This is a genomic window from Burkholderia plantarii, from assembly GCF_001411805.1.
Taxonomy (GTDB): Bacteria; Pseudomonadota; Gammaproteobacteria; order Burkholderiales; family Burkholderiaceae; genus Burkholderia; species Burkholderia plantarii.
Genome location: NZ_CP007213.1, coordinates 1,697,577 through 1,712,067, shown reverse-complemented (window position 1 = coordinate 1,712,067; position 14,491 = coordinate 1,697,577). Strand labels below are relative to the sequence as shown.

Annotated in this window: 6 protein-coding genes; all 6 read left to right on the top strand. The window is 68.7% G+C overall.

Annotated features, from left to right (window positions below; translation table 11 throughout):
- Window positions 1-116: 116 nt before the first annotated feature.
- The 6 genes from bpln_RS24520 (at window position 117) to bpln_RS24495 (ending at window position 14,489) form a co-directional block, all read left to right on the top strand.
- Entirely contained in the window at window positions 117-722 is a 606-nt protein-coding gene (locus bpln_RS24520; RefSeq protein WP_055140261.1) for a GNAT family N-acetyltransferase, read from the top strand.
- Window positions 723-1,005: 283 nt separating this feature from the next.
- Window positions 1,006-1,359, top strand: a complete 354-nt coding sequence (locus bpln_RS24515; RefSeq protein WP_055140260.1) for a DUF6916 family protein — start codon at window positions 1,006-1,008, stop codon at window positions 1,357-1,359.
- A gap of 66 nt (window positions 1,360-1,425) precedes the next feature.
- Window positions 1,426-2,040: a phage tail protein gene (locus bpln_RS24510; protein WP_042627811.1), complete on the top strand. Its 615-nt coding sequence runs from the start codon at window positions 1,426-1,428 to the stop codon at window positions 2,038-2,040.
- 97 nt (window positions 2,041-2,137) lie between these two features.
- Complete coding sequence (locus bpln_RS24505; protein ID WP_055140259.1) at window positions 2,138-12,013, top strand: DUF4347 domain-containing protein; 9,876 nt, start codon at window positions 2,138-2,140, stop codon at window positions 12,011-12,013.
- Window positions 12,010-13,656, top strand: a complete 1,647-nt coding sequence (locus tag bpln_RS24500; protein WP_052498443.1) for a TolC family protein — start codon at window positions 12,010-12,012, stop codon at window positions 13,654-13,656. Before bpln_RS24505 ends, bpln_RS24500 begins: the two co-directional genes overlap by 4 nt.
- Entirely contained in the window at window positions 13,653-14,489 is an 837-nt protein-coding gene (locus bpln_RS24495) for an efflux RND transporter periplasmic adaptor subunit (RefSeq protein ID WP_055140258.1), read from the top strand. Before bpln_RS24500 ends, bpln_RS24495 begins: the two co-directional genes overlap by 4 nt.
- Window positions 14,490-14,491: the final 2 nt, after the last annotated feature.

Sequence of the window (14,491 nt, the reverse complement as noted above, 5' to 3'; positions counted from 1 at the left end):
ACGTATTCGTGCAATTACCGGATTTCCCCTGAATAAAATCCTGTTGCTGCTCATCTGACATTTGGTTAGCATCTCGTCTGTCATTTTTTTGCCAGCCATTTCAGATATTTGGGTCCATGACAGTCGATTTGATATCCGCTCCGAATCTCCTCGCGGCAAGCGATTGCGCGAATGCGGATTTGACGCTGCGAGCCGCGACCGATGCTGATCTGGCGTTTCTCTGCGAGGTGTTCATCAGTACCCGTCGCGAGGAATTCATGCGAACCGGCTGGGGGCCGGAGCGGGTCGATGCTTTTCTGCGCGAACAGTTCGGACTTCAGCACAAGTATTATCAGGAGCATTACCGGCAGGGCTGCTTCGACGTGGTGTCGCTCGCCGGCCAGCCGGTCGGGCGCCTTTATCACGCCTGGCGCCCGCGCCAGCTCGGCGACGAGGTCCGGGTGATCGACATTTCGCTGCTGGCCGAATGGCGCGGCCGCGGCATCGGCACCCGGCTCATGCATGCGGTGATCGCCGAGGCGGTCCTGCAAGGCTTACCAGTGAGTCTGAACGTGGAGGCCGACAATCCGGTGCAGCGGTTATACAAGCGGCTCGGTTTCGTTAAAACCGGCAGCGGCGGAGTGTACGAAACCATGCGCCGCGATGCTGTCCGGTTCGATTTGCCGGCCACTCCGCTGGCGGGGTTGCGGCGCGACCCGGTCGTGCCGACCGAACCGCTTTAAGGGATGCGGCTCGCTCGAAGAAACCGGTTCGAACTCAAGAAAAACCGGCGGACGCCGTAAACAGAAAGAGCTGGACGATAGTGAAAACCCTAGGCCATGGTTTAACGCTCGATTAAAACGACATGGAAACCGAATTCCATGCAGCCAGTCTGGCACCGGAGTCTCGGGCGTGGCACGGGAAGATTTCCGCGGCCTGACGATGCAATAACAAGGATCGCCTGCTCGCACGGCCATGCGCCCGCGAACGGGCGGGCGCATGGACCAACGCCTGGGGAAATGAGACGTGTCAGTTCTACCCACCCATGACGAGCTGAAGGCACTGCTCGGACAAGTATTGACGATAACGACGGCCGACGCCGCCGCGGTGCCGCTGACCCAGACGCGCCTGACGGATGCGCCCGACGGCCTGCCGATGGACGACCAGCACGCCTGCTATCTGGCGAATTTCGAATTGCCCGTCAACGTGCGGCTGCCGCAGGACACCTACCGCTTCTGCGCCCCCGACGGCCGCGCATGGTCGCTGTTCGCGTCGCCGACGCGCCCCCTCGCGACCGGCGCCGGCACGATCTGCGTGGTCATCCATCGCCGTCTGGACGACGCCGCGGCCACCGCCGGCGCACCGGCAGCGGGCGCCTGACGGCGGCGGGACGACTCCCGCTCCCATCGCACCATTTTCCCCACCCGATCTCCTTCAGGAGTCAACATGTCCGATCAGTACCTTGGCGAAATCCGCATGGTCGCCTTCGACTTCGCCCCCTATGGCTGGGCGCTTTGCGGCGGCCAGTTGCTGCCGATCTCGCAGAACAACGCGCTGTTCGCCTTGCTCGGCACCAACTACGGCGGCACCGGCGTCTCCAACTTCGGCCTGCCGAACCTGCAGGGTCGCTCGCCGGTCGGCGTCGGCACCGGCGCGGGCCTCGCGCCGATCGTGCTCGGCGAGACCGGCGGTGCCGAGCAGATCACCCTGACCAGCTCGGAAATGCCGATGCACACGCACGCCGCGCTCGTGACGGGCGGCGGCGGCACCAGCACGGTGTCGATCTCGATCCCGGCCACCACCAACACCGCGAATCCGCAGTCGGTGCCGGGCGCCGCGATGGTGCTCGGCCCGGGCGCCTCGAGCGGCCACACGGCAACGGTGTACAGCACCTCCACGCCGAACACGAACCTGCTGCCGTTCAACGCCAGCGTGACCACGGCGCCGCCCAGCATCACGAACTCGGCGGCCGGCGGCAGCCTGCCGTTCGACAGTCGCAACCCCTACATCGGCCTGACGTTCATCATCGCGCTGCAAGGGGTGTATCCGACGCGCGGCTAAAGCGCGTCGCAGCGTCAAACATCGCCCGGGGCGGATCGGCCGCCCGGGCACGCGAGCGCGGCGTCGGGCCGGTAGCAGCAGCATGGAGAGCATCGTCATGAAGATCGTCAAGCAGTGGTTCGCACGCCAGCAGCAAAGCGCCAACCGACCCGGACCGCGCGTCGCGGCCTCTCCGCTGTTGCTCGCGCTCGAGCCGCGCGTCGTCTACGACGCGTCGGTGGCCGCCATCGCCGCCCAGCCGCATGCGCATGAACACGCGCACGCGGACACGCATCGCAGCACCGAGTCCCAGACCGATACCGCCTCGGCCAACGCCACGCAGAACGCACCGGTGGACAAGCCGGTGCGCGGCGCCTCGCGCGCCGCGAGCGACCCGACCTCGACGGCCGCCGCCGCGCAGAACCAGCAGCAGGCCCAACAGGATACGCAGCACACCAACGCCAACGACGTCAGCGTCGCGATGCCGGCCGCCCGGACGCAGGTGGTGTTCATCGACCCGAGCGTGGCGAACTACCAGACGCTGATCGCCGGGCTGGCCGCCGGCACGCAGTACGTGGTGCTCGACGCGAGCACCGACGGCTTCGCGCAGATCGCCCAGTATCTGCAGAGCCACCACGGCGTCGATTCGATCGCGCTGATCTCGCACGGCACCGACGGCGCGATCCAGGCCGGCTCGACCTGGCTGACCGCGTCCGACCTGTCGGCCTACAGCGCCCAGCTCGCGCAGATCGGCGCGGCGATGAAGGCCGGCGGCGACTTCCTGATCTACGGCTGCGACGTGGCCCGGCAGGCCGACGGCCAGGCGCTGGTGCAGCAGATCGCCGGCATCACGCACCTGAACGTGGCGGCCTCGACCGACGCGACCGGCGCCGCCTCGCTCGGCGGCAACTGGACGCTCGAATACCAGGCGGGCAACGTCCACAGCACGCTGAACGAATCGGCCAGCGCCGAGGCGCAGTTCAACGAACTGCTCGGCGTGACGGTGGAAACCTACGACACGGCCGCCAACAACAACTTCCAGGCGCTCGGCTCGTCGCAGTTCACGCTCGACGGCATCGTCTACACGCTCGACCAGGCCGCCAACACCTTCGCGTACAACGATTCGAACGCGCCGAACGGCCCGACCGACATCACCGATTCGCAGACCGACGGCGTGCTGGAGATCAACGCGGACGGCGCCTCGGCGATGAGCAACGTCACCATCTCGCTCGCGAACGGCCACACCTTCAACCTGCAGAGCTTCGACCTCAGCTCGTTCAACGGCGACCTCTACATCCAGGCGCACTACGCCAACGGCACCTCGAGCGCGCTGATCCAGCTCGCCACGGCCGCCGTGGGCGGCTTCCCGGGCGCCACCGTGTCGAGCCAGCTCGGCAGCGCCTTCAACAACATCGTCTCGTTCTCGCTGATCGACCAGAACGACTCCGGCGCCTTCGAGCCGTCGCTCGACAACCTGACCTACCAGGACACCGGCCCCACCGTCACCACCAGCAGCGGCAGCGCCGCGTGGAGTTCGGCCGACAACGGCACCGGCACGGGCGGCAACGCGGTGCCGGTCGACCCGGGCCTCACGCTCAGCGACGGCAGCTCGAGCACGGCCAAGACGGCAACCGTGCAGATCACCAACGTCCAGGCCGGCGACGTGCTCAACTTCACGGCGCAGAACGGCATCTCCGGCGTCTACAATACGAGTACCGGCACGCTGACGCTCAGCACCGGCGCCGGCACCGCGACCCTCGCCCAGTGGCAGGCCGCGCTCGAATCGGTGACGTTCTCGAGCTCGCTGACCTCGCCGACCCTCTCGACCACGACGCGCTCCATCTCGTTCTCGTTCAACGACGGCACCTTCACCAGCAACATCGCCACCCGCAACGTGACCATCACGGCGACCGACCAGACGCCGGTGCTGGCCGAGGGCGGCGCGACCAGCACCAACTATCTCGCCGGCACGGCCGCCGCCACGGTCGATGCGAACATTCACGTCAGCGACGCGGACAACGCCTCGCTGGCCACCGCCACCATCACGATCGCCAGCGGGTTCGCGAGCGGCGACTCGCTCGGCTTCACCAACAACAACTCGACGCTGTACGGCGACATCCAGGCCAGCTACAACCCGAGCACGCACGTGCTGTCGCTGTTCTCGGGCAGCGGCGCGGCGACCGTCGCGCAATGGCAGTCCGCGCTCGACGCGGTCACCTTCGCGTCGTCGAGCACCACCACCAGCGGCACGCGCGACCTCACCTTCGTCGTCAACGACGGCACCAAGACCAGTGCGGCGCTGCATCACAGCGTGGTCGTGGCGGTCGGCCCGACGGTAACCACCGACGGCGGCACGGCAGCGTTCGTGACCGGCGACAACGCGCCCTCGACGCCGGTCGTGGTCGACGCCGGCGTCACGATCAGCGACGGCACCAGCACCACGCTCGCCAGCGCCACGATCCAGATCACCAGCAACTTCCAGGTCAATCACGACCAGCTGCTGTTCAGCAACAACCCGGCGACGATGGGCGACATCAGCGCCATCTACAACACCGGCACCGGCCTGCTCACGCTGACCTCGGCGAGCGGGACGGCATCGCTCGCGCAATGGCAGGCCGCGCTGCGCGCCGTCACCTTCACCAGCGACCTGGTCGTGCCGTCGAACGCGACGCGCGTGCTCACGTTCCGGATCAACGACGGCACCCTGGTCAGCCCGGCGGCGACTCGCAACATCAGCGTGACCGACACCGACCAGACGCCGATCATCGGCGGCGGCGGCGTCACCGCCAGCTTCGTGGCGGGCGACAACACCAATTCCACGCCGGTGGTGGTCGACAACACCATCACCGTGGCCGATGCCGACGGCGGCCCGCTGCACACGGCCACCGTCACGATCACCGGCAATTATCAGTCCACCGACTTCCTGTCGTTCAGCAACGACAACACGGTGCTGTACGGCGACATCCAGGCGTCCATTTCGAACAACGTGCTCACGCTGATCTCGCCCACCGGCACCGCCACGCTCGCGCAGTGGCAGGCCGCGCTGCGCGCCGTCACCTACACGTCCACCGCCGTCACGCCGTCGAACGTGCCGCGCACCGTCACGTTCAGCATCAGCGACGGCGTCAAGACCAGCACCACCGTGACGGACACCGTCAACGTGGCCGACACCGACCAGACGCCGCTCATCAGCGGCACGAGCGGCACCGTCACACTGACCCAGGGCGACAACACCTCCTCGACGCCGGTCACGGTGGACAGCGGCATCGTCGTGTCGGACCTCGACAACGCCACGCTCGCCTCGGCCACCGTCGCGATCAGCAACTTCCAGGATCCCAGCGACGTGCTGCTGTTCGTCGGCAACCCCTCGACGATGGGCAACATCAGCAGCTCGTACTCCAACGGCGTGCTGACCCTGACCTCGCTGAACTCCACCGCGACGGTCGCGCAATGGCAGGCCGCGCTGCGCTCGATCCAGTTCCAGAATTTCTCGGCGGCGCCCACCACCACGCCGCGCGTCGTCACCTTCGTGATCAGCGACGGCACCAAGACCAGCAGCGTGTGGAGCCGCACCGTGGACGTGGCGCTGACCGACCAGACGCCGCTGCTCGGCACCAGCGGCGGCACCACCACCTTCACCGCGGCAGACAATGCCCCCTCGACGCCGGTGGCGATCGACACCCACATCACGCTGACCGACAGCGACAGTGGCACGATGGCCTCGGCCGCCGTGCAGATCACCGGCAACTACGTGGGGGGCGAGGACCTGCTGGCGCTCGGCAGCGGCTCGTTCGGCAACATCACGGCGAGCTTCGACGGCAACAGCGGCACGCTCACGCTGACCTCGGCCGGCGCCAGCGCCACGCTCGCGCAATGGCAGGCCGCGCTGCGCTCGGTGACCTACACCGACCTGGCCGCCGTGCCGACCCGCACGACCCGCACCATCTCGTTCGCGGTCAACGACGGCACCAAGACCAGCGCCACCGAGACCAAGTCGCTGTCCGTCGTCGCGACCCACCAGACGCCGGTCCTGACCAGCGGCTCCTCGACCAGCCAGAACTTCCTGCCGGGCAACTCGGCCACGACGATCGACGGCAGCCTCGCGCTGACCGACCTGAACGTCGGCAGCCCGTCCGCGCTGGTCTCGCTGACGATCACGGTGCAGATCACCTCGGGCTTCGAGAGCGGCGACATCCTGGCCTTCAGCGGCCTGGGCCAGATTCCCGTCAACGGCATCAGCCCGAGCTACGATCCCGCCACCGGCACCCTGACGATCACCTCCACCGGCGGCACCCTCGCGCAATGGCAGAGCGTGCTCGACAACCTGCAGTTCGAAACCGGCAGCAGCGCCCCGCTCGGCACGCGCGCGATCTCGATCACCATCAGCGACGGCGTCAAGACCAGCGCGCCGGTGTCCTACTCGATCGACGTGATCAGTTCCGCCCCCGCGCTGGCGACCACCAGCACCGGCAGCGTCAGCTTCGTGGCGGGCGACAACGCCCCCGCGGCGCCGGTGGCGATCGACGCGAACATCGCCGTCGCGGACCCGCTCGGCAACGTGGTGGATACGGCGATCATCGCGATCACGGGCAACCTGCATTCCGGCGAGGACGTGCTCGGCTTTACCAACGACGGCACGACGATGGGGGACATCAGCGGCGTCTACAACACGCTGACCGGCGTGCTGGTGCTGACCTCGTCGAGCGGCACGGCCACGCTTGCGCAGTGGCAGTCCGCGCTGCGCGCGGTCCTCTACACCGACACGTCCGTCACGCCGATCACCGCCACGCGCACCATCGACATCACGCTCAGCGCCGGCGCGCAGACCAGCAACACGCTGGTGCGCACCATCACGGTGGCCGACACCGACCAGACGCCGCTGATCTCGACCAGCAACGGCGGCGCCGTGTCGTTCGTGGCGGCCGACAACGACATCTCGACGCCGGTCACCATCGACAACAGCATCACGCTGCTGGACCTCGACAACAACACGCTGGCCTCGGCCACCGTGCGGATCGGCGCGGGCTTCCAGTTCGGCGAGGACGTGCTCACGTTCGTCAACGACGGCCACACGATGGGCAACATCACCGCCAGCTACGACGCCGCCACCGGCACGCTGACGCTGACTTCCGCCACCGCCAGCGCCACGCTCGCGCAATGGCAGGCCGCGCTGCGCGCCGTGACCTACACCGACACGGCCGTCACGCCCGACACCACTACCCGCACCATCAGCTTCACGGTCAGCGACGGCACCAAGACCAGCGCGGCGTACACGCGCAACGTCACCGTGGCCGATACCGACCAGACGCCGATCATGTCGACCACCAGCACCAGCCCGGCATCGTTCACGGCTGGCGACAACGTGACCTCGACGCCGGTGGCGATCGACTCCGGCATCGTCGTGTCCGACCTCGACAACGGCACGCTGGCCTCGGCGACGTTCCAGATCGGCGCGGGCTTCCATGCCGGCGAGGACGTGCTGTCGTTCGTCAACAACGGTTTGACGATGGGCAACATCAGCGCCAACTACGATGCCGCCACCGGCACGTTGACGCTGACCTCGGCCGGCGCCAGCGCCACGCTCGCGCAATGGCAGGCCGCGCTGCGCGCCGTGACCTACACCGACACGGCCATCACGCCCGACACGGCCACTCGCACCGTCAGCTACAGCATCAGCGACGGCAGCAAGTCGAGCCCCGCGCTCACGCGCAACATCACGGTGGCCGACACCGACCAGACGCCGATCGTCGGCTCCAGCAACACCGGTTCGGCGTCGTTCGTGTCGGCCGACAACACCGCCTCGACGCCGGTCGCGGTCGACAACGGCATCACGCTGTCGGACCTCGACAACGGCACGATGGCCTCGGCCACCGTGCAGATCGGCGCCGGCTTCCACGCCGGCGAGGACGTGCTCGTGTTCGTCAACGACGGCCTGACGATGGGCAACATCAGCGCCAGCTACGACGCCGCCACCGGCACGCTGACGCTGACTTCTGCCACCGCCAGCGCCACGATCGCGCAATGGCAGGCGGCGCTGAGCGCCGTGACCTACACCAACACGGCCGTCGCGCCCGACGCGGCCACCCGCACCATCGGCTTCTCCATCAGCGACGGCACCAAGACCAGCGCCGTATACACGCGCGACGTCACCGTCGCCGCCACCGACCAGACGCCGATCCTCACCACCGGCAGCACCGGCTCGGTGCCGTTCACGGCTGGCGACAACGTGACCTCGACGCCGGTGGCGATCGACTCCGGCATCGTCGTATCCGACCTCGACAACGGCACGCTGGCCTCAGCGACGTTCCAGATCGGCGCGGGCTTCCATGCCGGCGAGGACGTGCTCGGCTTCATCAACGACGGCACGATGGGCAACATCAGCGCCAACTACGACGCCGCCACCGGCACGTTGACGCTGACCTCGCAGCACGCCAGCGCCACGCTCGCGCAATGGCAGGCCGCGCTGCGCGCCGTGACCTACACCGACACGGCCGTCACGCCCGACACGGCCACCCGCACCATCAGCTTCAGCATCAACGACGGCACCAAGTCGAGCACCGCGCTCACGCGCAACATCACCGTGGCCGACACCGACCAGACGCCGATCGTCGGCTCCACCAACAGCGGCGACGCCGCGTTCGTGTCGGGCGACAACACCGCCTCGACGCCGATCGCGGTCGATAACGGCATCACGCTGTCCGACCTCGACAACGGCACGCTGGCCTCGGCCACCGTGCAGATCGGCGCCGGCTTCCACGCCGGCGAGGACGTGCTCGCGTTCAACAACGACGGCACGATGGGCAACATCACGGGCAGCTACGACGCGGCCACCGGCACGCTCACGCTAACCTCGCAGCACGCCAGCGCCACGCTCGCGCAATGGCAGGCCGCGCTGCGCGCCGTGACCTATCTCGACACGGCCGTCACGCCCGACACGACCACGCGCACCATCGATTTCACCGTCAGCGACGGCACCAAGACCAGCGCCACCTATTCGCGCGACATCGACATCACCGCCAACGACCAGACGCCGATCCTCACCACCGGCAGCACCGGCTCGGTGCCGTTCACGGCCGGCGACAATGTCGCCTCGACGCCGGTGGCGATCGATACCGGCATCACGCTGTCCGACCTCGACAACGGCACGCTGGCCTCGGCGACGTTCCAGATCGGCGCGGGCTTCCATGCCGGCGAGGACGTGCTCGGCTTCATCAACGACGGCACGATGGGCAACATCAGCGCCAACTACGACGCCGCCACCGGCACGTTGACGCTGACCTCGCAGCACGCCAGCGCCACGCTGGCGCAATGGCAGGCCGCGCTGCGCGCCGTGACCTACACCGACACGGCCGTCACGCCCGACACGGCCACCCGCACCATCAGCTTCAGCATCAACGACGGCACCAAGTCGAGCACCGCGCTCACGCGCAACATCACCGTGGCCGACACCGACCAGACGCCGATCGTCGGCTCCACCAACAGCGGCGACGCCGCGTTCGTGTCGGGCGACAACACCGCCTCGACGCCGATCGCGGTCGATAACGGCATCACGCTGTCCGACCTCGACAACGGCACGCTGGCCTCGGCCACCGTGCAGATCGGCGCCGGCTTCCACGCCGGCGAGGACGTGCTCGCGTTCAACAACGACGGCACGATGGGCAACATCACGGGCAGCTACGACGCGGCCACCGGCACGCTCACGCTAACCTCGCAGCACGCCAGCGCCACGCTCGCGCAATGGCAGGCCGCGCTGCGCGCCGTGACCTATCTCGACACGGCCGTCACGCCCGACACGACCACGCGCACCATCGATTTCACGATCAGCGACGGCACCAAGAGCAGCGCCACCTATTCGCGCGACATCGACATCACCGCCACCGACCAGACCACGCTCGTCTCGTCCAGCAGCACCGGCCCGGTTTCGTTCGTCGCCGCCGACAACACGGCCTCGACGCCGGTGGTGGTCGACAACGGCATCACGCTGTCGGACCTCGACAACGGCACGCTGGCCTCGGCCACCGTGCAGGTCGGCACGGGCTTCCACGCCGGCGAGGACGTGCTCGGCTTCATCAACGACGGCACGATGGGCAACATCAGCGCCAGCTACGACGCCGCCACCGGCACGTTGACGCTGACCTCGCAGCACGCCAGCGCCACGCTGGCGCAATGGCAGGCCGCGCTGCGCGCCGTGACCTACACCGACACGGCCGTCACGCCCGACACGGCTACCCGCACCATCAGCTTCACCGTCAACGACGGCGCCAAGTCGAGCACCGCGATTTCGCGCGACGTCAGCATCACCGACACCGAGCAAACGCCGACGATGTCGACCGGCAGCACCGGGCCGGCCGCATTCGTGTCGGGCGACAACACGACCTCCACGCCGATCGCCGTCGATGCCGGCATCATCGTGGGCGATCGCGACAACGGCACGCTGGCCTCGGCCACCGTGCAGATCGGCGCGGGTTTCCACGCCGGCGAGGATGTACTCGCGTTCGTCAACGACGGCGCCACGATGGGTAACATCACCGCCAGCTACGATGCCGCCACCGGCACGTTGACGCTCTCCTCGGCCAACAGCACCGCCACGCTCGCGCAATGGCAGGCCGCGCTGCGCTCGGTCACCTACACCGACACGGCCGTCACGCCCGACACGACCACCCGCACCATCGATTTCACGGTCAGCGACGACACCAAGACCAGCGCCGCCCATACGCGCCAGGTCACCGTCACCGCCACCCATCAGACGCCAATGCTGTCCGGCGGCGATGCGACGCTGAGCTACACGGCGGACGGCAAGTCGAGCGTGGCGGTGGGCGCCGGCATCACGCTGACCGACCGCAACGGCACGCCGCCGACCTTGGCGACGGTGTCGATCGGCACCGGCTTCGATCCGCTGCACGACGTGCTGGCCTTCAATGCCAGCGCCGCGACGGGCGACATCACGGCCAGCTACAACGCCGCCACCGGCACGCTGACGCTGCAGTCGGCCGGCGGCGCGGCCAGCGTCGACCAGTGGCAGGCGGCGCTGGCCGCCGTCACCTATCGCGACAACCATATCGAGGGCAAGGCCGGTTCGCGCACGCTGATCTTCACGATCGGCGACGGCACCGCCACCAGCGCGCCGCTCACGCGCTCGCTGCAGATCCAGGCGGGCCAGGACCAGGTCGGCACGCCGATCCTGCCGTGGCCCCAGCCGCGCCGCATCGAGCCGCCGATCATCGCGCCGCCGCCGCTGTTCACCGGCCGCGCCAATCCGCTGATCGTCGCCGACGTCAACGGCCACAGCGACGGCGTATCGAACCCGACCATCGTGCTCAACGAACTCGACGCGCCGCGCGGGCTCGGCCTGATCCCGTCGCGCACGACCTTCACGTTCGGCACGCACGGCGCTCGCGAGGATTCGCTCGGCGACACCCATGTGAGCGCGCTCGATTCGATCGTGCCGCGCGGCGTGGAAGGCGCGCCGCCCGTGCCGCGCGCGCTGCCCGCCGCAGACGTCCATCCGCTGCGTCAGGGCGACAGCCGCTTCGCGCTGCGCGTCGCGCCGCTGCTGCAGGCCCCGGCCGGCCCCGATGCCGGCCACGCCGGGACCAGCGTGGCCGTCACGCTGCCCGACGGCGCGCCGCTGCCGGCCTGGCTCCACTACGACGCGGCGCGTGGCGTGCTGAGCGGCACGCCGCCCGCCGGCGTGCATTCGGTCCACGTCACGCTGCTGGTGCGCGACGCGGCCGGCAACGTGACGCGCCGCGAGGTGACGGTGCGCTTCGACGCGCCGGCCGCCCACGCGCCGCGCGACCCCGGTCATGGTCACGACGCCGCGAAGCCGGCCGCGCGGGGAGCGCAGGCGCCGGCCGCCCCGCACGCCGCGCTGCCGCCCGCGAAGGCCTCGCTCGCCGCGCAGTTCGCGAGCGCGCACGCCGCGCTGCACGTCGCGCGCCACGACGCGGCGCCTTCCGATGCCATCCATGCCACCACGGAGCGCCGCTCATGAACCCCGGTTTCCTTGCCCAACTCGCTCAATCACATAAGAGACCAGCCGAAGTGAAAACCCTGTCGCTCCGTGGACGCGCACCGCGTCCCGCCCTGCTCGCGGTCGCGCTCGCCGTCGTCTGGCTGTCCGGCTGCGCGGTCAAGCCCATGCCGTTCTCCGACGCCGAACGGGCCGAAACGGCTCGCACCGATCGCGCCACGATGTTCGCGAACCAGCAGTCGGTGAACGGACCGATCACGCTCGACGAGGCAATGGCGCGTGCGATCCGCTACAACCTCGACCATCGCCTGAAGATGATGGAAGAGGCGCTGGCCCAGCGCCAGCTCGACCTGTCGAACTTCGACCTGCTGCCGAAGCTGACCGCCGCGGCCGGCTACACGAACCGCAACCACGAGCTCGCGTCGGCCTCCGAAGGTCTGTTCACGCACGAGGAATCGTTGATTCCGTCGTACTCGACCGACAAGAACAGCCGCACCGCCGACCTGAACCTGTCCTGGAACATCCTCGATTTCGGCGTCAGCTACTTCGAGGCCAAGGAACAGGCCGACCACGTGCTGGTGCTGGAGCAGCGCCGCCGCAAGGTCGTGCAGCTGATGATGCAGCAGGTGCGCGAGGCGTACTGGCAGGCGATGGGCGCGCAGCGCCTGCACGACCGCATCGGGCCGCTGCTCGACCAGGCGAAGAGCGCGCTCGACGATTCGCGCGCGGCCCAGCAGCAGGGCCTGCGCTCGCCGGTAGAGACGCTCAACTACCAGCGCTCGCTGCTCGACCTGATGCGCCAGCTCGAAGCCGTGCGCGACCAGCTCGAGGAAGCCAAGCCGCGTCTGGCCTCGCTGATGAACCTCGAACCGGGCAAGGACTTCACGCTCGCCGCGAGCGACGACTTCCGCGTGCCGGCCTTCGACATGGCGATGCCGCAGATGGAAGACATGGCGCTGCAGCGCCGCCCGGAACTGGTCGAGGCCAGCTACAACGAGCGCATCAGCGTCAACGAAACCCACAAGGCGATCGCCAAGCTGCTGCCCGGCATCGAGTTCAGCCTCGGCGCGCACTACGACAGCAACAGCTTCCTGGTGTACAACGCGTGGCGCTCGGCCGGCATCAGCGTGAGCTGGAACCTGCTGAACCTGCTCAACCAGCGCAACATCCGCGGCACCGCGCAGGCCCAGCTCGACGTGGCGAAGATGCAGCGCATGGCGCTCAGCATGGCCGTGCTCACGCAGGTCCACGTCGCGCGCAGCGAACTCGGCGCCAAGACGCGCCAGTTCGACCTGTTCAAGCAGCTGAACGACATCGACCAGCAGATCCTCGAACACACGCACAACGCCACCGTGGCCAACGCCCAGGGCAAGCTCGAGGAAATCCGCGTGGCCACCGCCGCGATGATGTCCGAACTGCGCCTGTACCAGAGCTACGGCGAACTCGAAAGCGCCTACGGCCAGATGCTGGCCACGCTCGGCCTCGATCCGGTGCCGGCCAGGCTGAACGGCACCGATCTCTCGTCGCTGACGCAATCGATCGGCGAGGAACAGAAGCGCTGGGACGACATCGCCCAGCACGGCATCCAGGCCGCCGCCCTCGCGCAACCGGGTCCGACGATCGCCGCGGCAGCGGCATTGCCGGCGGGAGCCACCCCGAAATGACGCAGTTCATGAAATACCGGGCGGCGGCCGCAGTCGCGCTGCTCGTCGCAGCACGGGCCGCCTCGGCGGCCACGGCGGCACCCGCCGCGCCGCCCGCGCGGCCGGCTCCGGCGCCGGCCGCCGCCCCGGCGGCTCCCGCGGCACCGGCCGCCGCGCCGGCGAGCCCGGACGGCAACGACTCGCGAATCCGCATCCAGCTCGTCTCGCGCGACCAGGTGGACGTGTCGAGCGAGATCTCGGCGAAGATCGCCTCGCTGCCGTTCCGCGACGGCGACACGTTCCGCGCCGGGCAGACCCTCGTCACGCTCGACTGCTCGCTGTTCAATGCGCAGTTGCGCAAGGCCCAGGCCGACGCGGAAGGCGCGCGCGAGCTGCTCGACACGAACCGCAAGCTGCAGGCGCTGCATTCGATCGGCGAGCTGGAGGTGCAGCAGGCGCAGGCCAAGCAGAAGGCCAGCGCCGCCGACGTCGCCTACATGCAGGCCACCGTCCGCAAGTGCGCGATCGCCGCGCCGTTCGACGGCCGCGTCTCCAAGCGCAGCGCCTCGCCGCAGCAGTTCGCGGAGCCGGGCAAGCCGCTCCTGACCATCATCGACACCAGCCATCTCGAACTGAAGATGATCGTGCCGTCGAAGTGGCTCGCCTGGCTCAAGCCCGGCCATCCGCTCAGCGTGCAGGTGGACGAGGTCGGCAAGACCTATCCGGCCAGGGTCGCGCGGATCGGCGCGCGCGTCGATCCGGTCACGCAGACCGTGGACGTGACCGCGGCGCTCAACGGCGGCGCGCCGGAACTGCTGCCGGGCATGAGCGGCTGGGCGACCTTCGCGCGGTGATG

Coding starts and splice junctions, on each gene's coding strand:
- bpln_RS24520 (WP_055140261.1), top strand. CDS start 117: ATGACAGTCGATTTGATATCCGCTCCGAATCTCCTCGCGGCAAGCGAT.
- bpln_RS24510 (WP_042627811.1), top strand. CDS start 1,426: ATGTCCGATCAGTACCTTGGCGAAATCCGCATGGTCGCCTTCGACTTC.
- bpln_RS24505 (WP_055140259.1), top strand. CDS start 2,138: ATGAAGATCGTCAAGCAGTGGTTCGCACGCCAGCAGCAAAGCGCCAAC.
- bpln_RS24500 (WP_052498443.1), top strand. CDS start 12,010: ATGAACCCCGGTTTCCTTGCCCAACTCGCTCAATCACATAAGAGACCA.
- bpln_RS24495 (WP_055140258.1), top strand. CDS start 13,653: ATGACGCAGTTCATGAAATACCGGGCGGCGGCCGCAGTCGCGCTGCTC.